The following is a 20,233-nucleotide window of genomic DNA, read 5'->3' on the forward strand; positions in this document are numbered from 1 at the left end:
ATGGTGTTACAGGCACTGGCGTCGCTCGGGCGTCGGGGAATAAACAGCTGTGCGACCTTTGGTCGGGCCGGTCTGATGCTGTTTCATGCGCTGGTGGGAAAACCCGCTTTTCGCCGCCATGCTCCATTGTTGATCAGGCAGCTGTACAGCGTTGGCGTACTCTCGCTGCTGATTATTGTGGTTTCTGGTCTGTTTATCGGCATGGTGCTGGGACTGCAGGGATATCTGGTGCTGACCACCTACAGCGCGGAGACCAGCCTTGGCATGCTGGTGGCGCTGTCGCTGCTGCGTGAGCTGGGGCCGGTTGTCACGGCGCTGCTGTTTGCCGGACGAGCCGGCTCGGCGCTGACGGCAGAGATTGGTCTGATGAAAGCCACAGAGCAGCTCTCCAGTATGGAGATGATGGCGGTGGATCCGCTGCGCCGCGTGGTCTCGCCACGCTTCTGGGCGGGTTTTATCAGTATGCCGCTGTTAACGCTGATTTTTACGGCCGTCGGTATTGCCGGTGGTGCACTGGTTGGCGTTGGCTGGAAAGGTATCGATCCCGGCTTTTTCTGGTCCGCGATGCAAAGCGCGGTAGATTTTCATAATGATGTCCTTAACTGCCTGATCAAGAGCGCAGTTTTTGCCATTACGGTAACCTGGATTGCGCTGTTTAACGGCTACGATGCGATTCCGACGTCGGAAGGTATCAGCCGGGCAACAACGCGTACCGTCGTACACGCTTCACTGGCGGTGCTTGGGCTTGATTTTGTGCTGACCGCACTGATGTTTGGGAACTGATGCAATGCAAAGCAAGAAAAATGAAATTTGGGTAGGGGTATTTATGCTGGCGGCGCTGGTGGCGCTGCTGTTTCTCAGTCTGCGCGTGGCCGATCTTAAATCACTGGGCACCGAGCCCACGTGGAAGCTCTACGCCACCTTTGACAATATTGGCGGCCTGAAAATCAGTTCACCGGTGAAAATTGGCGGCGTCGTCATTGGCCGCGTAACGGATATTTCACTGGATGAGAAAAGCCTGTCGCCGCGCGTGACCATGGATATCAGCGAGCAGTATGCCGATAAAATCCCGGATACCAGCTCCCTGGCTATTCGTACGCAGGGTTTGCTGGGCGAACAGTTTCTGGCGCTGAATCTGGGCTTTGACGATCCGGATCTCGGTTCAGCTATGCTGAAAGATGGCGGAACGTTGCGCGACACCAAATCTGCCCTGGTGCTTGAGGATTTGATTGGTCAGTTCCTTTACAAAAGCGGCGACGGCAGCAAAGAGAATCAGTCACAGGATGGCGAGCGTGCACCTGCGCCTGCCACAACGGAATAATCCAGAGAGGTAAAACACGATGTTGAAACGTTTTCTGATGGTTGCCCTGCTGGCAATCGCTCCCCTGGCCGCCACAGCAGCGGATACGGATCAGAGCAACCCGTATAAGCTGATGAATGAAGCCGCAGCCAAAACTTTTACCCGGCTGAAAAATGAACAGCCGAAAATCAAGCAGGATCCCAACTATCTGCGCGATATTGTGCGCCAGGAGCTGCTGCCCTATGTGCAGATTAAATATGCCGGCGCGCTGGTTTTAGGCCGCTACTATCGTGAAGCGACGCCGGCACAGCGCGACGCCTACTTTGCCGCATTCGGTGACTACCTGGCCCAGGCTTACGGGCAGGCGCTGGCGCTGTATCACGGTCAGACTTACCAGATTCAGCCGGAAAAACCGCTGGGCGATGCCAATATTGTGGCTATTCGCGTCACCATTGTTGATCCTAACGGCCGTCCGCCGGTGCGTCTCGATTTTCAGTGGCGTAAAAACAGCCAGAGCGGAAAATGGCAGGCTTACGATATGATTGCCGAAGGGATCAGTATGATCACCACCAAGCAGAATGAGTGGAGCGATCTGCTGCGCACTAAAGGCATTGATGGCCTGACTGCACAGCTGAAAACCTATGCGGCACAACCTATTACACTGGATAAACAGCAATAATGAGTGAATCGTTACGCTGGCAGCGCAGTACTGATACGCTGGTACTGAGCGGCAAGCTTGACCGGGATACGCTGCTGACACTATGGCAGCAGCGTGAAACGGTTATGCAGAATATAAACGTCATTGATGTGGCGGCTCTGGAGCGGGTCGATTCGGCCGGGCTGGCGCTGCTGGTGCATCTGCGCGAGATGGTACGCGCGCAGGGAAGTACGCCGCTGTTCACGGGTGTGACAGATAAACTCCATTCTCTTATTACGCTTTATAATCTTCAGCAGATTATTGTTTCTGCGGAGAAAAGCGTCTGATCTGACGGCTGAAAAACCAGGCCCCTGATGCGTTCAGGGGCTTTTGCATATTTAAGACTCAGCCGCTTTCCTCTAAGATATCCGCCTTATTATTATCAAGTGAAGTTATAAACCATGGAAAATAGTGAAGTTCAGGCAGTCCTGATGCAGGCGCTGTCATTAGATGAAGTCCACGTGATGAGCAACGACGGCAGCCATTTCCAGGTGATCGCCGTGGGCGAAATGTTTGGTGAACTGAGCCGGGTAAAAAAACAGCAGGCTGTTTATGCGCCGCTGATGGAATACATTGCGGATAATCGCATTCATGCGGTTTCCATCAAGACTTATACTCCCGCCGAGTGGGCTCGCGACCGTAAACTTAACGGATTCTGAGTACCAGTCTGGTTGTTTTGTTGATAGATAATTGAGAGCCGTGTTAATGGACAAATTTCGTGTGCAAGGCCCCACCCGCTTAAGTGGTGAAGTGACCATTTCCGGCGCAAAAAATGCAGCGCTGCCGATTCTGTTTGCCGCGCTGCTGGCAGAAGAGCCGGTAGAAATTCAGAATGTCCCGCAGCTGCGTGATATTGATACCACCATGAAGCTACTGAGCCTGCTGGGTGCACGCACAGAGCGTAACGGTTCGGTGCATGTTGATGCGCGCGAAGTTAACGTCTTCAGCGCTCCCTACGATCTGGTTAAAACGATGCGTGCTTCTATCTGGGCGCTCGGGCCGCTGGTGGCACGATTTGGTCAGGGTCAGGTATCACTGCCGGGCGGCTGCGCGATTGGTGCCCGTCCGGTCGATCTGCATATCACTGGTCTGGAACAGCTTGGCGCGGAGATTAAGCTGGAAGAGGGCTATGTTAAAGCCTCAGTCAATGGCCGCCTGAAAGGCGCGCACATCGTCATGGATAAAGTCAGCGTCGGCGCTACCGTAACCATTATGAGTGCGGCAACGCTGGCAACCGGCACCACGGTAATCGAGAACGCGGCGCGCGAGCCGGAGATTGTTGATACGGCAAACTTCCTCAATACGCTGGGTGCAAAAATTTCTGGCGCAGGCACGGACAAAATTACGATTGAAGGTGTGGAACGTCTGGGTGGCGGTGTCTATCGCGTGCTGCCGGATCGTATCGAAACCGGCACCTTCCTTGTGGCTGCGGCTATCTCGCGCGGCAAAGTCATCTGCCGCAATGCACAGCCGGATACGCTGGATGCGGTACTGGCTAAACTGCGCGACGCGGGTGCAGAGATTGAAACCGGTGATGACTGGATTAGTCTTGATATGCACGGCAAGCGGCCAAAAGCGGTGAATATCCGCACTGCACCGCATCCGGGTTTTCCAACCGATATGCAGGCGCAGTTCACTCTGCTGAATCTGCTGGCGGAAGGCACGGGCGTGATCACAGAAACCATCTTTGAAAACCGCTTTATGCACATCCCGGAACTGATCCGTATGGGTGCGCATGCGGAAATCGAGAGCAACACGGCGATTTGTCACGGTGTGGAAACGCTCTCGGGTGCACAGGTTATGGCGACCGATTTACGTGCTTCGGCGAGTCTGGTACTGGCAGGCTGTATTGCTGAAGGCACTACGGTTGTTGACCGGATCTACCATATCGATCGCGGCTATGAGCATATCGAAGATAAGCTCAAAGCGATGGGCGCGAACATTGAGCGTATCAGCGGCGAATAAGCCAGTCAGTATGATGGACCAGAACCAGTCACAGCAGCGTGGCTGGTTTTTTTTATTTTTTTTCCGGGATCTTTTTCAAACTATCGGGCGATCGGATCCGTTTTTTGCGATCCAGCAAAAGCAGGGTGTCAGGATCGTAATAGCGGCTTGGCCAGATTTCTGCCGGATGCACCTCAAGCGCCATAGCGATAAGCCACTCGCCTTTGGGCCAGGGGCGAGACAGCGCATTGGCGAGCGTTGAGGAGCAAAGCCCTGACGCACGTGACAGCGCCGCCAGTGAAGTACCACGTTTGCGTAGCGCTGCGATAATATCTGCAGGATGCCAATCCTCTTTCCTTGTCTGCATAACTTGTTCTCCATATCCATGTAATGCGTAATCGCTGCCGCGGCAGTGAAGGGTAAAACTGGAAATTAACGGCTCTATATAGCAAAAAGGTTCCATTAATTTCCAGTAATTGTTACACCCAGGTAGCAAAATCTGGCGGGTATTCGCAAAAAGCGTGCAAACTTATGCAAACGGCGCAGGAAACGGCGGGGAAATGAAAAACGGAGCCGGGCGGCTCCGTTTGGGATTAAAAGTCGCGCTGCACTGACATATGCGCCAGCGCTTCAAGCGCAGTACGCCACGGACTCTCAGGCAGCAGCTGTAGCGCAGCAATCGCTTTATCCGCTTCTTCTTCAGCGCGTTTGCGCGTCCACTCCAGTGAACCCGTCTGCTGCATAGCGGCCAGCACCGGCTCCAGCAAATGGCGTCCATTGCCTTCCTCAATCGCGCTGCGGATCATAGCGGCCTGCTCGGGTGTGCCATGGTGCATGGCATGCAGCAGGGGCAGCGTCGGTTTCCCTTCGCTGAGATCGTCACCGGTATTTTTACCCAGCGTCTCGCCATCTGCGCTGTAGTCGAGCAAATCGTCAATTAACTGGAAAGCGGTGCCAAGGTAGCGACCATAATCCTGCAGCGCTTTCTCCTGAGCAGGCGAAGCCTCTGCCAGAATCGCTGAGGCCTGAGAAGCAGCCTCAAACAGACGCGCCGTTTTACTGTAGATCACACGCATGTAGCTCTCTTCAGTGATGTCAGGATCGTTACAGTTCATCAGCTGCAGCACTTCGCCTTCTGCGATCACATTCACCGCTTCTGACATCAGCGCGAGGATCTTTAAGGATCCGAGGCTGGTCATCATCTGAAAAGCGCGCGTATAGATAAAATCACCTACCAGCACGCTGGCGGCATTACCAAACGCCGCATTCGCAGTCGCTTTGCCGCGACGCATGTCAGACTCATCCACCACATCATCATGCAGCAGCGTTGCCGTGTGGATAAATTCAATCAGCGCTGCGTTCGTGACATGCAGCGAACCCTGATAGTTGAGCGCACGCGCTGAAAGCACGGCAATCATCGGACGAATGCGTTTACCTCCGCCGCTGACAATGTAGTAGCCCAACTGGTTGATCAGTGAGACATCTGAATTCAGCTGGTCGAGGATGGTCTGGTTGACGGCCGCCATGTCCTGCGCGGTTAGTTCGTTAATTTGTTCTAGGTTCATTCGTCTGTTCAGCTTTGACTCGTTTTTTGCATGGTAGGCGCTTTTACCCAGCGTGAGTTCAGGTAATCTGTTACTGATTGTACTTGAAAATTCAGGATGAGAAACGGTTGCATTCACTCTGCGCTTTTTTTCTGCAGGAGAGTGCAAAGTGCGCTTGTTTTCTGCTGGATATTTGCGTAGAATTCGCGCCCTATTGTGAATATTATCGCGCCGCCTGATTACACAGAAAGGCAAGCGCAGAAGCGGAGTTTTATATGTACGCGGTTTTCCAAAGTGGTGGTAAACAACACCGAGTAAGCGAAGGTCAGACCGTTCGCCTGGAAAAGCTGGACATCGCAACCGGCGAAACCATTGAGTTCGACCAGGTTCTGATGATTGCAAATGGCGAAGACGTGAAAATCGGCGCGCCACTGGTTTCAGGCGGAATGATCAAGGCAGAAGTTGTTGCTCACGGTCGCGGCGAAAAAATCAAGATTGTTAAGTTTCGTCGTCGTAAACACTACCGTAAGCAAGCTGGTCACCGTCAGTGGTTCACTGATGTGAAAATCACGACGATCAGCGCGTAAGAGGAGATCTGACAAATGGCACATAAGAAGGCTGGTGGTTCGACCCGTAACGGTCGCGACTCCAACGCAAAACGTCTGGGTGTTAAGCGTTTCGGTGGTGAATCTGTTCTGGCAGGTAGCATCATCGTTCGTCAGCGTGGCACCAAGTTCCACGCCGGTACCAATGTAGGCTGTGGTCGTGACCACACCCTGTTTGCTACCACAGACGGCAAAGTTAAATTCGAAGTGAAAGGCCCGAACAACCGTAAATATATCAGCATCGTTGCTGAGTAAGGTTGTCGTGCTGCAGACGATAATCGTCTGAACACACGAAGGAAAGGCCCCGCAGCTTTGCGGGGCTTTTTACATTCTGCCGCCGGTTATCGAATCCCCGCTAACTGAGCTGCGCGGTTTGTTGTACACTTTCTGTACATCTTATATTACCAGATTTGCATTATCCGCCGCCGGTCAGCACAGAAGACCCTGGCGGACCCGTCTGCCGCTCTCTGCAGCGACAGACGACAGTGTGACGGAGAAATAGAATGAAGTTTGTTGATGAAGCGACGATCCTTGTGGTCGCAGGCGATGGCGGCAACGGTTGCGTTAGCTTCCGCCGCGAGAAATATATTCCTAAAGGCGGCCCGGACGGCGGTGACGGCGGTGATGGCGGTGACGTCTATCTGCTGGCAGATGAAAACCTCAATACCCTGATCGATTATCGCTTTGAAAAAGCGTTCCGCGCTGAGCGCGGTCAGAATGGTCAGAGCCGCGACTGCACCGGCAAACGTGGTAAAGATATCACCATCAAAGTGCCGGTCGGTACGCGCATAATCGATCAGGGCACCGGTGAAACGCTGGGCGATATGACGCGCCATGAGCAGAAGCTGATGGTAGCGAAAGGCGGCTGGCACGGTCTTGGTAACACGCGTTTTAAATCCTCGGTTAACCGCACCCCGCGCCAGAAAACCATGGGTACGCCAGGCGAGAAACGCGATCTGCAGCTGGAGCTGATGCTGCTGGCCGATGTCGGCATGCTGGGTCTGCCGAATGCGGGTAAATCGACCTTTATTCGCGCCGTTTCTGCAGCGAAGCCAAAAGTGGCGGACTATCCGTTTACCACGCTGGTTCCCAGCCTGGGCGTTGTGCGCATGGACAGCGAAAAAAGCTTTGTCGTGGCCGATATCCCGGGGCTGATTGAAGGCGCAGCGGAAGGCGCCGGGCTGGGCATTCGCTTCCTGAAGCATCTTGAGCGCTGTCGCGTCCTGCTGCACCTGATCGACATTGCGCCTATCGACGAAACCGATCCGGTTGAAAACGCCCGCATCATTCTTGGCGAGCTGGAAAAATATAGCGAGAAGCTCTATCAGAAGCCGCGCTGGCTGGTGTTTAACAAAACTGACCTGCTGAGTCAGGAAGAAGCTGAAAGCCGCGCTAAAGCGATTGCAGAGGCGCTCGGCTGGGATGACAAATATTATCTTATCTCTGCCGCCAGCCGTACCGGCGTGAATGAACTCTGCTGGGATGTGATGAGCTTTATCATTGCTAATCCTAAAGAAGCGGAACTGGAAGAGAAGCAGCCTGAGAAGGTCGCGTTCATGTGGGATGATTACCATCGTGAAGCGCTGGAGACCGCTCAGGAAGTGGAAGAAGATGATGACTGGGATGACGACTGGGATGATGAAGACGACGAAGGCGTCGAAATTATCTATCAGCGTTAATCGCAGCTAAAAGCGGCCTTCGGGCCGCTTTTTTTATCTGCAGAGCTAGCCGTTGAGCTGATACGGCAGCGTACAGCGGGCAATCAGTCCGCTGCGGTCTTCACGGTTTTCCAGCGTCAGCGTACCGCGGTGCATTTGTACAATACGCAGCACAATATTCAGACCCAGTCCGCTGCCGCCGTAGCGCTGATCGCGACGGCGAAAGGCCTGGGTTAACTCCTCTGCGGCTCCGGCATCAATACCCGGCCCTTCATCCCATACCTCTGCCGTTACCTGCTGCGCATCCCGGTATAGCTTAACCTGCACCTCGCTGTTTTCCGGGCTATAGCGCGAGGCGTTCTCCAGCAAATTGCGCAGCATCAGGCGCAACAGCACCGCTTCGCCCTGCTGCGGGATATCACTCCCCTCTGGCCAGCGCAGCCGCTGCTGACGCTGTAGCAGCAGCTCGTCCATCTCTGGTTTCAGCGGCTGCATGATATCCTGCAGCCACCACAGCTGCTGATAGTGTCCGCCCGCCAGCGCCTGGCCGGCACGTGACAGCATGAGCAGCTGCTCTACGGTGTGCATCAGCTGATCGATACGGCTAATCAGCATTTCACTCTGCGGCACCTGCTGCTGCTGCAGCAGTTCCAGATGCAGCCGCAGCCCGGCGAGGGGCGTACGCAGCTCATGGGCAGCATCGGCAGTAAAAAGCCGCTCCTGCTGCAGCGTGTGGTCCAGACGGGAAAACAGCTGATTTATCGCCCCGGTGACGGCAACAATTTCATCCATATCCGCATACACCGGCAGGGGAGTGAGGTTGTCGGCGGAACGATGCGCCAGGCTATCCTGCAGCAGCTTAAGCGGGCGAATAATCCAGTTAATCGCCCAGAACGAGAGCAGCAGCGTCAGGCATACCATCACCAGTGAGGGCAGCAGCAGCGAAGCGATCGCTTCGCGGATCTCATTCTCGACCCGCTGATTGCGCGCCTGAGCTGAGAGCGTCTCATTGACAAGAAAGCTGATCTGCTCCCGGCTCTCGTGCCAGAGCCAGATCACGCTCATGACCTGACAGATAAGCAGGATCAGCGCCAGCATGATCAGTAAGCGCTGCCGCATACTGTTCATTCGCGCAGTTCCAGCCGGTAACCCACACCGCGAACCGTTTTAATCCGATCTTTTCCCAGCTTGCGGCGCAGATTATGAATATGCACTTCCAGCGTGTTCGATCCGGGATCGTCGTTCCAGCTATAAAGATCCTGCTGCAGCGTTTCGCGATGCACATTTTGTCCGATGCGCATCAGCAGGCGCGTCAGCAGCGCAAACTCTTTAGGCGTAATATCCACCGACTGATTTTCAAGCAGCACCTGCTGCGTGCTGAGATTGAGCGTCAGATCGCCCTGTTGCAGCTGGTTATCGCTCTGCCCCTGATAGCGGCGGATCAGCGCCCGAACCCGCGCCTGCAGTTCTGCCAGTGCAAAAGGCTTGATCAGATAATCATCCGCACCGGCATCCAGGCCCTCCACGCGATCCTCCAGCGCATCACGCGCCGTAAGGATCAGCACCGGGATCGCAACGCCCTCGCGCCGCCACTGGCGCAGCAGCGAAGCGCCGTCGCGATCCGGCAGGCCAAGATCCAGCACGATCAGCGTATACTGACCGCTGCGCAATAGCGCATTACTCTCTGCGGCGCTGCTGGCGCAATCTGTTGCATAACCCTTAGCGCCCAGCGCCTGTGCCAGGCCCGATTGCAGCAGCGCATCATCTTCAACAATCAACAATTTCATTAGTTGTTCTTGTTAATGTCCGTGTAGAGGCGGCTTTCAAAGCGAACCAGCGGAATACGCCGCGTTTTCTGATTTTCCGGGGGCACGGCATAGCCTGACAGAAACTGCACAAAGGCAACGCGCGCACCGCTGGACGTGGTAATAAACCCTGCCAGATTATAGACGCCCTGCAGAGAACCGGTTTTTGCTGAGACTTTGCCATCGAGGCCCGCTTCATGGAGCCCGCCACGGTACTGCAGCGTGCCGTCGTAGCCAGCCAGCGGCAGCATAGAGATATAGTCGAGCGTGGCGTCGTTTTTAGCAATGTACTGCAGCACCTGCATCATTGTCTCTGGCGAGATCAAATCGTGACGCGACAGGCCGGAACCATCAACCTGAATGCTGTTGCCCATATCAATACCCGCTTTTTCGCGCAGAATACGACGCACGGCGTCAGAGGCGGCACGAAACGTACCCGGCACGTTAAAGTAGTGATGGCCGATGGTGCGGAACACGGTGTCCGCAATCATGTTGTCCGACTTTTTCAGCATCATGCGCAGTAGCGTATGCAGCGGCGCGGATTGGGTCGAGGCGAGCACGGTACCCGGCGACGTAACCTGCGTCTGGCGTACCAGATGACCGCTATAATCAATATCAGCCGCACGCAGCATCCCTTTCAGGATTTCACCTGACCAGGCGGCATCATCCTGAACCGCAAAGGCGAGCGGCAGCGGTTCTGCCCGCTGGCGCATACAGCCTGTCAGCGTATAGCGGTTAAGCTCACCAGGCACCACATCCAGCTCGCAGTACTGACCTTCGCCGCTGTTAGGGGCAAGCGTCCGGACCTGGCTGAACATATGGGCCGGATAGTAAGACGCAATACGCACAAAGGCGGTTTCACCAGCGGTTTTGCCACTGTAAAGCGAAACCGAGAAACAGTTTTTGTCGACAATCGCCGCGCCAGGTGGTGCGCTGAAGCACTGGGTCAGATCGTTCCATGGCCAGCCGGGAGCCATATCGTGGCTGGCAAATACGGAGGTATCAATCACCAGGTTGCCTTTGATGTGCGTGATACCCTGCTGCTTCAGCGCGGCGACCATATTGCGCAGATTCTGCCTGCTCAGCGTAGGATCGCCGCCAAAGCGGGCCACCAGATCGCCGTTCAGCGTGCCGTCGGTAATAGCACCGCGTGTCTCAAGCGTGGTCTGAAAGCGGAAGTCGGGTCCCAGCTCCAGAAGTGCCGCCAGCGCCGTGATCACTTTCATGGTGCTGGCCGGTAAAGCCATCTGTTTTCCGTGGTAGTCAATAATAGGGGTTGATGCGCCCACTTTCTGTACCATCAGCGCCAGGTTCGCGCCGTCAGGTAAATACTGCATGTATTCTTCAACGGGGGCCGCTTGTGCCTGCAGCATTACCGCGCAGGTTAATCCGGTAACAAGTCGTGAAAATCGCATAATCTCGCGGTAACTGACGGATGGGGCGTCAATACTACGTCCCCGGGCAGGGCAAAGTAAACGATGACCCACAGGGAACTCTGGGGTAAAATACGTATCAAAATGCAAAACCGATCCCTGACCCGGAAAGCTTTCCGGGTCAGGGTTCTTTTGCTTTTGAAAAGGGGCCGTGTGCCGCAGAAGCGATTATTCTGCTGTCACCAGTCAGGATGACACCGTTAACCAGGATAGAGACGAGGAGCCAAAATGAATCAGATTCCGATGACGTTACAAGGCGCTGAGAAGCTGCGTGAAGAGCTGAACGAACTGAAAACCGTAAAGCGTCCGCGCATCATCGCCTCCATCGCTGAAGCTCGTGAGCATGGCGACCTGAAAGAGAACGCCGAGTACCATGCTGCGCGTGAAGAGCAGGGGTTTTGCGAAGGGCGTATTCAGGAGATTGAAGCTAAACTTTCTAATGCGCAGGTGATCGACATCACATCTATGCCAAAAACCGGTCGCGTCATTTTCGGTGCCACGGTAACTGTGCTGAATGTAGATACCGACGAAGAGTTTACTTACCGCATTGTGGGTGACGATGAAGCAGATTTTAAACAAAATCTGATCTCGGTTAACTCGCCAATGGCGCGTGGTCTGGTGGGTAAAGAGGCCGATGACGTAGCCATTGTGAAAACGCCAGGCGGTGACGTGGAGTATGAAGTGCTGAAGGTTGAATATCTGTAAGCACCCGCTGCTGTAATGCCGGGCAGAATGTAAAGAAAGGAAAAAGGCCGCATGGCGGCCTTTTATCGCATGCGTGAGCGTGGCACTTTCTCTGCCCGCTGCGCCGCGCTTAGTATAGAGCTTAACGAGGCAGCGTGATTTTGCGCTCTTTCGCCGGGCGGTACAGCACCAGCACATTGCCGATAACCTGCACATTGCTGGCCTTGGTTTCACGCACAATGGCCTCGACGATCAGCTGCTTGGTTTCGCGATCTTCTGAGGCAATTTTCACCTTAATCAGTTCGTGATGGTCAAGCGCCTGTTCGATTTCGGCGAGCACGCCTTCAGTAAGGCCGTTGCCGCCCAGCATGACCACCGGCTTTAGTGGGTGGGCCAGGCCTTTCAGGTGCTGTTTTTGTTTGGTACTCAGATTCATCGTATTTTTTGCTTACTCAGGGATTGAAAACGGGTCATTCTACCGCCATCTCGGGTATATCGCCAAATCATCGCTACCCATTGCGCGCTGATTTATCGCTACGATGACGATTTAACTGGAAAAATTATGACGGGTAAAAAGCGTTCGGCCAGTTCCAGTCGCTGGCTTCAGGAACACTTTAGCGATAAATATGTGCTTCAGGCACAGAAAAAAGGGCTGCGTTCGCGCGCCTGGTTTAAACTTGATGAAATTCAGCAGGGTGACAAGCTGTTTAAACCCGGTATGACCGTGGTGGACTTAGGCGCGGCACCCGGCGGCTGGTCACAATATGTGGTACAGCAGATTGGCAATAGCGGGCGGGTGATTGCCTGCGACCTGCTGCCGATGGATCCGATTGTCGGCGTGGATTTTATGCAGGGTGACTTCCGTGACGAGGCCGTGCTGAAAGCGCTGCTTGAGCGGGTAGGGGACCAGAAAGTTCAGGTGGTGATGTCAGATATGGCACCCAACATGAGCGGTACGCCAGCTGTGGATATTCCTCGTTCAATGTATTTAGTTGAACTGGCGCTGGAAATGTGTCGGGATGTACTGGCTCCCGGCGGCAGTTTTGTTGTGAAAGTGTTTCAGGGAGATGGCTTCGATGAATACCTCCGGGAAATTCGCTCCCTATTTACGAAAGTGAAAATTCGTAAGCCAGACGCTTCGCGGTTACGTTCACGTGAAGTGTATATTGTGGCGACAGGGCGCAAACTGTAGGCCCGAATACCGGCGTCAAAGCAAGCTGAATAGTACGTTTATCCCGGCCTGATTCTGAGTTTCAGGGTAAACCAGCAAATTCATCCATGCTGCGATTCCAGGTATGAAGGATATATAGTACCCTACGCTGTCTGTTAACACCGTTGTAATATGAGGTTAATCCCTTGAGTGACATGGCGAAAAACCTGATTCTCTGGTTAGTCATCGCGGTCGTGCTGATGTCAGTATTCCAGAGCTTTGGGCCCAGCGAGTCGAATGGCCGTAGGGTTGATTATTCAACCTTCCTGTCGGAAGTGAACCAGGATCAGGTCCGCGAGGCACGTATTAACGGGCGTGAAATTAACGTAACCAAAAAAGACAGTAATAAATATACCACCTACATTCCTGTCAACGATCCCAAGTTACTCGATAACCTGCTGACCAAAAACGTCAAAGTAGTGGGTGAACCACCTGAAGAGCCAAGCCTGCTGGCTTCTATCTTCATTTCCTGGTTCCCGATGCTGCTGCTGATTGGCGTATGGATCTTCTTTATGCGTCAGATGCAGGGCGGCGGCGGTAAGGGCGCGATGTCCTTCGGCAAAAGCAAAGCCCGCATGCTGACGGAAGACCAGATCAAGACCACCTTTGCCGATGTCGCTGGCTGTGATGAAGCGAAAGAAGAGGTGGGTGAGCTGGTAGAGTATCTGCGTGAACCAAGCCGTTTCCAGAAGCTGGGCGGTAAAATCCCGAAAGGCGTCCTGATGGTGGGCCCGCCGGGTACAGGTAAAACGCTGCTGGCTAAAGCTATCGCCGGCGAAGCGAAAGTGCCGTTCTTCACTATTTCCGGTTCCGATTTCGTAGAAATGTTTGTCGGCGTGGGCGCATCCCGCGTGCGTGACATGTTCGAACAGGCGAAAAAAGCTGCGCCGTGCATCATCTTTATCGATGAGATCGATGCGGTAGGACGTCAGCGTGGTGCCGGTTTAGGCGGTGGTCACGATGAGCGTGAGCAGACGCTGAACCAGATGCTGGTTGAGATGGATGGTTTTGAAGGCAATGAAGGCATTATTGTTATCGCCGCAACCAACCGTCCGGATGTACTCGACCCTGCGCTGCTGCGTCCGGGCCGTTTTGACCGTCAGGTTGTCGTTGGCCTGCCGGACGTGCGCGGTCGTGAACAGATCCTGAAAGTGCATATGCGCCGTGTGCCGCTGGCAACCGACATCGATGCGGCTATTATCGCACGCGGTACACCGGGCTTCTCGGGAGCTGACCTGGCAAACCTGGTCAACGAAGCCGCACTCTTTGCCGCTCGTGGCAACAAGCGCGTAGTGTCGATGGTCGAGTTCGAAAAAGCCAAAGACAAAATCATGATGGGTGCAGAACGCCGCTCCATGGTGATGACGGAAGCGCAGAAAGAGTCAACCGCTTACCATGAAGCCGGGCATGCGATTATCGGCCGTCTGGTGCCAGAACACGATCCGGTACATAAAGTTACGATCATTCCGCGCGGCCGTGCGCTGGGCGTGACGTTCTTCCTGCCGGAAGGTGATGCTATCAGCGCCAGCCGTCAGAAGCTGGAAAGTCAGATCTCCACGCTCTATGGCGGTCGTCTGGCTGAAGAGATCATCTACGGCGCAGAACATGTCTCTACCGGTGCATCTAACGACATCAAAGTGGCGACCAATCTGGCTCGTAACATGGTGACGCAGTGGGGCTTCTCAGAGAAGCTTGGCCCGCTGCTCTATGCGGAAGAAGAGGGTGAAGTGTTCCTTGGCCGTTCCGTAGCGAAAGCCAAGCATATGTCAGATGAGACTGCGCGCATCATCGATCAGGAAGTTAAACACCTGATCGACAGCAACTATCAGCGTGCACGTCGTATTCTGGGCGAGAACATGGATATTCTTCATGCGATGAAAGATGCGCTGATGAAGTATGAAACCATTGATGCTCCGCAGATTGATGACCTGATGGCGCGCCGCGATGTGCGACCGCCAGCTGGCTGGGAAGATCCCGGCAGCAACAACTCTGACAGCAACGGTACGCCAAAGGCGCCACGTCCGGTTGATGAACCGCGTACGCCGAATCCGGGTAATACCATGTCTGAGCAGTTCAATAAATAAGAGGCCATCACCTCAGCAAAAACCCCGGCCAGTCCGGGGTTTTTTACATTTAACGTTTGACCACTTCAGGACATACCTGCCATGAAACTCCACGCGCGTGATTCCTTTCTCGATCTCTCCTTCCCCCATGTAATGGGTATTCTGAACGTAACGCCCGACTCCTTTTCTGACGGCGGCGCGCATAACTCTCTGGTAAACGCGCTGACGCATACCAATGAGATGGTAAATGCGGGCGCGACAATCATCGATGTCGGCGGCGAGTCGACCCGGCCCGGAGCGGACGAGGTCAGCGTTGAGGAGGAGCTGGAGCGGGTTATCCCGGTCGTGGAGGCCATTGCACAGCGGTTTGAAGTCTGGATCTCAGTAGATACCTCAAAGCCTGACGTCATCCGTGAAGCAGCGAGAGCGGGTGCTCACATCATCAATGATATTCGCTCGCTTTCAGAGCCTGGCGCGCTCGATGCAGCGGCAGAGAGCGGTTTACCGGTTTGTCTGATGCATATGCAGGGTGAACCCCGCACCATGCAGCAGACACCCACGTATAACAATGTGATCAGCGAAGTGGACGCTTACTTCGCTGCGCAAATTGCGCGCTGTGAGGCGGCGGGCATCAAAAAAGCGCAACTGCTGCTCGACCCGGGCTTTGGTTTCGGTAAGAATCTCAGCCATAACTATGAGCTGCTGGCCCACCTGAGCCATTTTCATCATTACGGCTTACCGCTGCTGGTGGGAATGTCGCGTAAATCGATGATTGGTCAGCTGCTTAATGTCGGCCCGGCACAGCGTCTTACCGGCAGCCTGAGCTGCGCAGTCATTGCTGCGATGCAGGGCGCCAGATTATTCGCGTGCATGATGTGAAAGAGACAGTTGAAGCGATGCGCATCGTGGAAGCGACCCAGAGAGCAAAAGGATAACAGGCATGAGTGAGCGTAAATATTTTGGTACAGATGGCATCCGCGGCAAAGTAGGCGAAGCGCCGATTACGCCCGATTTTGTACTGAAGCTGGGTTTTGCCGCAGGCAAAGTGCTGGCGCGTTCAGGTTCAAGAAAAGTACTGATTGGCAAAGACACGCGCATTTCTGGCTATATGCTGGAGTCGGCGCTCGAAGCGGGGCTGGCAGCAGCAGGCCTCTCGGCAGCTTTTACCGGACCGATGCCAACCCCGGCAATCGCCTACCTGACGCGAACGTTTCGTGCGGAAGCGGGGATCGTGATCTCCGCCTCTCACAATCCGTTTGATGATAACGGCATTAAATTTTTCTCAGCCGAAGGCACCAAGCTGCCGGATGATGTGGAAGAAGCGATTGAGCGCGAGCTGGAAAAACCGCTGACCTGCGTGGAATCTGCTGAACTGGGGCGTGCCAGCCGTATCGTGGATGCCGCCGGTCGCTATATTGAATTCTGTAAAGGCACTTTCCCCGGCGAGCTGAGTCTCAACGGTCTGAAAATTGTGGTCGATTGCGCGAATGGTGCCACCTATCACATCGCCCCTAACGTGCTGCGTGAGCTGGGTGCGCAGGTCATCGCGATTGGCGTGCAGCCGGACGGCATGAACATCAACAAGGAGTGCGGAGCGACTGACCTGCGTCAGCTGCAGCAGCGCGTCCTGGAAGAGCAGGCTAACCTTGGTCTCGCCTATGACGGAGATGGCGATCGCATCATGATGGTGGATCATCTGGGACAGAAAGTGGATGGCGACCAGATTCTCTATATCATTGCGCGCGAAGCGCTGCGTCAGGGACAGCTGCGCGGCGGCGTGGTCGGGACGCTGATGAGTAATATGGGGCTGGAGCTGGCCCTGAAACAGCTGGGCATTCCGTTCACCCGTGCCAAAGTGGGCGACCGCTACGTACTGGAAAAAATGCAGGAGAAAGGCTGGCGCATGGGGGCTGAGAACTCCGGGCACGTTATTCTGCTGGATAAAATCAGTACCGGCGACGGAATTGTAGCCAGTTTGCAAGTGCTTACTGCCATAGTGCGCAACCACATGAGTCTGCACGATCTGTGCAGCGGTATGAAAATGCTGCCGCAAATCCTGGTTAACGTGCGCTTTACCGGCAGCCACGATCCGCTGGAGAGTGAAAGCGTGAAAGCTGCGGCTGCCGAAGCAGAGCAGGCGCTGGCAGGGCGCGGGCGGGTACTGCTGCGTAAATCAGGCACGGAGCCGCTGATCCGCGTGATGGTGGAAGGCGAAGATGAAGCGCAGGTAACCGCGCTGGCGCATAATATTGCCGCAGCGGTAAAAGCAGTTTAAACCCGGCCAGGCGGCAGGTGGGATGCCTTTTCGCCTGGTAAATCATCATGCTGGCGCTTTTTTCTGCAATTGAATTTTATGGCTAAAATTGCACTTGCAGAGCCAGGCGCCTTTGGTTAGTATTCACACCCGCTTCTGATGGGTAATGACGAGACTACCCGTCTGTATTGGTTGAAGCTTTAACTGTGCGGTTACGCGCAAGGAAACAGGTTGATTATGTACGAAGCTCTGTTAGTTGTTTTCCTTATTGTGGCGATTGGCCTGGTTGGTCTGATCATGCTGCAGCAAGGCAAAGGCGCTGATATGGGAGCCTCATTCGGTGCAGGCGCTTCCGGTACGCTGTTTGGTTCAAACGGGTCAGGTAACTTTATGACACGTATGACCGCGATACTGGCTTCGCTGTTCTTCATTATCAGTCTGATTCTGGGTAACCTGAACAGCAATAAGACTTCCAAAGGAAGCGAGTGGGAAAACCTCACTGCGCCAGCTCAGTCTGAACAGCAGACTCAGCCAGCTAAACCGGCAACCCCGGGCAATGATATCCCGCAGTAAGCAGTAAATCGTCAACGCTTAAGCGACTATACTATCGTCGCAGTCAGTGCAGTACCGAGGTGGTGAAATTGGTAGACACGCTACCTTGAGGTGGTAGTGCTCGAAAGGGCTTACGGGTTCAAGTCCCGTCCTCGGTACCAATTCTCAGTAAAACTTGCTATTTTCGCAAGATCGGCGTAATATTCGCCACGTTTTCGGACGCGGGGTGGAGCAGCCTGGTAGCTCGTCGGGCTCATAACCCGAAGGTCGTCGGTTCAAATCCGGCCCCCGCAACCACTTTCCCTTAGAGTTCTTTTTCAAATATACTGTATGCATCGACGGACGCATTATCAGTGAGTTTTTGAAAAAAATTCTTCTGGATTGTGCGCCGAAGCCGCACTGCGGCATACAGGGTCCAGTCATAAAAAGCCCCGATTTTTCGGGGTTTTTTGTTATCAGGAAATCGTAACACTGGGCTTTAGGCCCTTTTTTTATGTCTTGGGGGTGGGCTTGTCCACATTAGAGCAAAAATTGACAGAGTTGATCTCTGCTCCGGTAGAAGCGCTTGGCTACGAACTGGTCGGTATTGAATTCGTTCGTGGTCGCACATCAACCTTGCGCATCTATATTGATAGCGAAGAGGGTATCAATGTTGATGATTGCGCCGATGTTAGCCACCAGGTGAGCGCTGTGATGGATGTGGAAGATCCAATTACGGTGGCTTACAACCTTGAAGTTTCCTCGCCGGGTCTCGATCGTCCACTTTTCACTGCAGAACACTATGCGCGCTTTGCGGGTGAGGAAGTCAGCCTGGTCCTGCGGATGGCGGTACAGAACCGTCGCAAATGGCAGGGCATCATCAAGTCGGTGGAAGGCGAGATGATCACTGTGACCGTCGAGGGTAACGATGAAGTGTTCGCACTGAGCAATATTCAGAAAGCGAACCTGGTCCCCCACTTTTAAAAGTCCGGATTGAGGCTAACCAGGATGAATAAAGAAATCTTAGCTGTAGTAGAAGCCGTTTCTAATGAAAAAGCTCTGCCGCGTGAGAAAATCTTCGAAGCGCTGGAGAGCGCTTTGGCCACTGCGACCAAAAAGAAGTATGAGCAGGAAATCGACGTGCGCGTCAGTATCGATCGTCGCAGCGGCGATTTCGACACGTTCCGTCGTTGGGTAATCGTTGATGAAGTTACTCAGCCTACGCGTGAAATCACGCTGGACGCGGCTCGCTTCGAAGATGAAGCGCTCAATCTGGGCGATTACGTTGAAGATCAGATTGAATCTGTCACCTTTGACCGTATCACTACACAGACTGCGAAGCAGGTTATCGTTCAGAAAGTACGTGAAGCTGAGCGCGCAATGGTTGTGGACCAGTTCCGCGAGCAGCAAGGCGACATCATCACCGGTCAGGTGAAGAAAGTGAATCGCGACAACATCACGCTGGACCTGGGCAGCAACGCCGAGGCGGTGATCGTACGTGAAGATATGCTGCCACGTGAGAACTTCCGTCCGGGCGACCGTATTCGCGGCGTGCTGTATGCCGTGCGTCCTGAAGCGCGTGGTGCTCAGCTGTTTGTTACCCGTTCCAAACCTGAAATGCTGATCGAACTGTTCCGCATTGAGGTGCCGGAAATTGGTGAAGAAGTTATCGAAATCAAAGCGGCTGCCCGCGATCCGGGTTCACGCGCTAAAATTGCGGTAAAAACCAACGATAAACGTATCGATCCGGTAGGTGCCTGCGTCGGTATGCGCGGCGCACGCGTGCAGGCTGTTTCCAGTGAACTGGGCGGCGAGCGTATCGATATCGTGCTGTGGGATGATAATCCGGCACAGTTTGTAATTAACGCCATGGCGCCTGCCGATGTGGCGTCAATCGTGGTGGATGAAGATAATCACACCATGGATATCGCTGTTGAGGCCGGTAATCTGGCTCAGGCGATCGGCCGTAATGGCCAAAACGTGCGTCTGGCTTCCCAGCTGAGCGGCTGGGAGCTGAACGTGATGACCGTCGACGATCTGCAGGCTAAGCATCAGGCTGAAGCCCACGCAGCAATCGATATGTTCACGAAACATCTCGACATCGACGAAGAGTTCGCCACCATACTGGTGGAAGAGGGCTTCTCTTCGCTGGAAGAACTGGCCTATGTGCCAATGAACGAGCTGCTGGAAATTGACGGCCTCGACGAAGAGACCATTGAAGCCCTGCGTGAACGAGCCAAAAATGCGTTAACCACCCTGGCATTAGCGAAAGAAGAAAGCCTTGGTAATCAGGAGCCCGCTGAGGACTTGCTGAATCTTGAAGGCCTGGATCGTGCGCTGGCCTATCGCCTGGCGTCAAAAGGCGTTTGCACGCTGGAAGATCTCGCTGAGCAAGGTGTTGACGATCTGACAGATATTGAAGGGCTGGATGATGAGAAGGCCGGTGCGCTGATTATGGCTGCACGTAATATCTGCTGGTTCGGCGATGACGCGTAATAACAGGAA

22 protein-coding genes, 2 tRNA genes and 1 pseudogene are annotated in these 20,233 nt (G+C 54.3%); 19 read left to right on the top strand and 6 right to left on the bottom strand.

The features are described from left to right. The 6 genes from mlaE to murA all read left to right on the top strand — a co-directional run bounded on the left by mlaE (nt 1) and on the right by murA (nt 3,962). The gene (gene mlaE, locus HA43_RS00260; protein ID WP_094110671.1) at nt 1-783 is read left to right on the top strand and encodes a lipid asymmetry maintenance ABC transporter permease subunit MlaE; all 783 of its coding nucleotides are present in this window, start codon (nt 1-3) and stop codon (nt 781-783) included. Nucleotides 784-787: 4 nt separating this feature from the next. Continuing rightward, entirely contained in the window at nt 788-1,321 is a 534-nt protein-coding gene (gene mlaD, locus HA43_RS00265; RefSeq protein WP_094110672.1) for an outer membrane lipid asymmetry maintenance protein MlaD, read from the top strand. A 19-nt stretch (nt 1,322-1,340) separates the two neighbouring features. Beyond that, entirely contained in the window at nt 1,341-1,979 is a 639-nt protein-coding gene (mlaC, locus tag HA43_RS00270; RefSeq protein ID WP_039382232.1) for a phospholipid-binding protein MlaC, read from the top strand. Then, complete coding sequence (gene mlaB, locus HA43_RS00275; RefSeq protein WP_039382234.1) at nt 1,979-2,284, top strand: lipid asymmetry maintenance protein MlaB; 306 nt, start codon at nt 1,979-1,981, stop codon at nt 2,282-2,284. Before mlaC ends, mlaB begins: the two co-directional genes overlap by 1 nt. Before the next feature lie 114 nt (nt 2,285-2,398). Beyond that, complete coding sequence (gene ibaG / locus HA43_RS00280) at nt 2,399-2,656, top strand: BolA family iron metabolism protein IbaG (protein WP_039382236.1); 258 nt, start codon at nt 2,399-2,401, stop codon at nt 2,654-2,656. A gap of 46 nt (nt 2,657-2,702) precedes the next feature. Next, entirely contained in the window at nt 2,703-3,962 is a 1,260-nt protein-coding gene (murA, locus tag HA43_RS00285) for a UDP-N-acetylglucosamine 1-carboxyvinyltransferase (protein ID WP_039382238.1), read from the top strand. Nucleotides 3,963-4,014: 52 nt separating this feature from the next. Here murA and HA43_RS00290 read toward each other — a convergent pair whose 3' ends face one another. Next, complete coding sequence (locus HA43_RS00290) at nt 4,015-4,308, bottom strand: helix-turn-helix domain-containing protein (RefSeq protein ID WP_039382241.1); 294 nt, start codon at nt 4,306-4,308, stop codon at nt 4,015-4,017. A 226-nt stretch (nt 4,309-4,534) separates the two neighbouring features. Further along, nucleotides 4,535-5,506, bottom strand: coding sequence for an octaprenyl diphosphate synthase (ispB, locus tag HA43_RS00295; RefSeq protein WP_039382243.1), 972 nt, complete (start codon nt 5,504-5,506; stop codon nt 4,535-4,537). A gap of 254 nt (nt 5,507-5,760) precedes the next feature. Between ispB and rplU the strand changes: the two genes are divergently transcribed. The 3 genes from rplU (at nt 5,761) to cgtA (ending at nt 7,769) form a co-directional block, all read left to right on the top strand. Then, nucleotides 5,761-6,072, top strand: coding sequence for a 50S ribosomal protein L21 (gene rplU, locus HA43_RS00300; RefSeq protein WP_039382246.1), 312 nt, complete (start codon nt 5,761-5,763; stop codon nt 6,070-6,072). Nucleotides 6,073-6,087: 15 nt separating this feature from the next. Then, nucleotides 6,088-6,345, top strand: a complete 258-nt coding sequence (gene rpmA / locus HA43_RS00305; RefSeq protein WP_039382249.1) for a 50S ribosomal protein L27 — start codon at nt 6,088-6,090, stop codon at nt 6,343-6,345. A 248-nt stretch (nt 6,346-6,593) separates the two neighbouring features. After that, a complete protein-coding gene (cgtA, locus tag HA43_RS00310) occupies nt 6,594-7,769 on the top strand; it encodes an Obg family GTPase CgtA (protein WP_094110673.1) in 1,176 nt (391 codons plus the stop codon). Nucleotides 7,770-7,814: 45 nt separating this feature from the next. Here the strand turns inward: cgtA and pmrB are convergent, their stop codons facing one another. Genes pmrB through dacB form a run of 3 tightly spaced genes read right to left on the bottom strand, consistent with a single transcriptional unit; the run spans nt 7,815 to nt 10,968 of the window. Further along, on the bottom strand, nt 7,815-8,876 hold the full coding sequence (pmrB, locus tag HA43_RS00315) for a two-component system sensor histidine kinase PmrB (protein WP_039382254.1): 1,062 nt from the start codon (nt 8,874-8,876) through the stop codon (nt 7,815-7,817). Next, nucleotides 8,873-9,535: a two-component system response regulator PmrA gene (gene pmrA / locus HA43_RS00320; RefSeq protein ID WP_071669139.1), complete on the bottom strand. Its 663-nt coding sequence runs from the start codon at nt 9,533-9,535 to the stop codon at nt 8,873-8,875. Before pmrA ends, pmrB begins: the two co-directional genes overlap by 4 nt. Beyond that, the gene (dacB, locus tag HA43_RS00325; RefSeq protein WP_039382258.1) at nt 9,535-10,968 is read right to left on the bottom strand and encodes a serine-type D-Ala-D-Ala carboxypeptidase; all 1,434 of its coding nucleotides are present in this window, start codon (nt 10,966-10,968) and stop codon (nt 9,535-9,537) included. The genes pmrA and dacB overlap by 1 nt, the downstream gene beginning before the upstream one ends. Nucleotides 10,969-11,214: 246 nt before the next feature. On the opposite strand from dacB, the gene greA reads away from it, so the two are divergent. Beyond that, the gene (greA, locus tag HA43_RS00330) at nt 11,215-11,691 is read left to right on the top strand and encodes a transcription elongation factor GreA (RefSeq protein ID WP_039382260.1); all 477 of its coding nucleotides are present in this window, start codon (nt 11,215-11,217) and stop codon (nt 11,689-11,691) included. Nucleotides 11,692-11,812: 121 nt separating this feature from the next. On the opposite strand, the gene yhbY is transcribed toward greA, so the two are convergent. After that, a complete protein-coding gene (gene yhbY / locus HA43_RS00335; protein ID WP_039382264.1) occupies nt 11,813-12,106 on the bottom strand; it encodes a ribosome assembly RNA-binding protein YhbY in 294 nt (97 codons plus the stop codon). A 126-nt stretch (nt 12,107-12,232) separates the two neighbouring features. Here yhbY and rlmE point away from each other — a divergent pair, with 126 nt between their 5' ends. From rlmE to nusA, 9 genes and pseudogenes are all read left to right on the top strand, one after another. Next, on the top strand, nt 12,233-12,862 hold the full coding sequence (gene rlmE, locus HA43_RS00340; protein WP_039382266.1) for a 23S rRNA (uridine(2552)-2'-O)-methyltransferase RlmE: 630 nt from the start codon (nt 12,233-12,235) through the stop codon (nt 12,860-12,862). A 173-nt stretch (nt 12,863-13,035) separates the two neighbouring features. Continuing rightward, on the top strand, nt 13,036-14,964 hold the full coding sequence (gene ftsH, locus HA43_RS00345) for an ATP-dependent zinc metalloprotease FtsH (RefSeq protein WP_039382268.1): 1,929 nt from the start codon (nt 13,036-13,038) through the stop codon (nt 14,962-14,964). 81 nt (nt 14,965-15,045) lie between these two features. Continuing rightward, nucleotides 15,046-15,878, top strand: a pseudogene (gene folP / locus HA43_RS00350) (dihydropteroate synthase). A gap of 5 nt (nt 15,879-15,883) precedes the next feature. Further along, nucleotides 15,884-17,218 (top strand): phosphoglucosamine mutase, encoded by a 1,335-nt coding sequence (gene glmM, locus HA43_RS00355; protein ID WP_071669137.1) that lies wholly within the window; start codon nt 15,884-15,886, stop codon nt 17,216-17,218. A 216-nt stretch (nt 17,219-17,434) separates the two neighbouring features. Then, complete coding sequence (gene secG, locus HA43_RS00360; protein ID WP_039382274.1) at nt 17,435-17,770, top strand: preprotein translocase subunit SecG; 336 nt, start codon at nt 17,435-17,437, stop codon at nt 17,768-17,770. Nucleotides 17,771-17,823: 53 nt separating this feature from the next. Next, nucleotides 17,824-17,910: transfer RNA gene (locus HA43_RS00365), tRNA-Leu, on the top strand. Between the two features lie 59 nt (nt 17,911-17,969). Then, nucleotides 17,970-18,046: transfer RNA gene (locus tag HA43_RS00370), tRNA-Met, on the top strand. Between the two features lie 213 nt (nt 18,047-18,259). Further along, on the top strand, nt 18,260-18,712 hold the full coding sequence (gene rimP / locus HA43_RS00375; RefSeq protein WP_039382276.1) for a ribosome maturation factor RimP: 453 nt from the start codon (nt 18,260-18,262) through the stop codon (nt 18,710-18,712). Nucleotides 18,713-18,736: 24 nt separating this feature from the next. Continuing rightward, entirely contained in the window at nt 18,737-20,224 is a 1,488-nt protein-coding gene (gene nusA / locus HA43_RS00380) for a transcription termination factor NusA (RefSeq protein ID WP_039382278.1), read from the top strand. The last annotated feature ends 9 nt before the right edge of the window (nt 20,225-20,233 follow it).

Source organism: Pantoea eucrina (genome assembly GCF_002095385.1).
In the GTDB taxonomy this organism is placed as follows: Bacteria; Pseudomonadota; Gammaproteobacteria; order Enterobacterales; family Enterobacteriaceae; genus Pantoea; species Pantoea eucrina.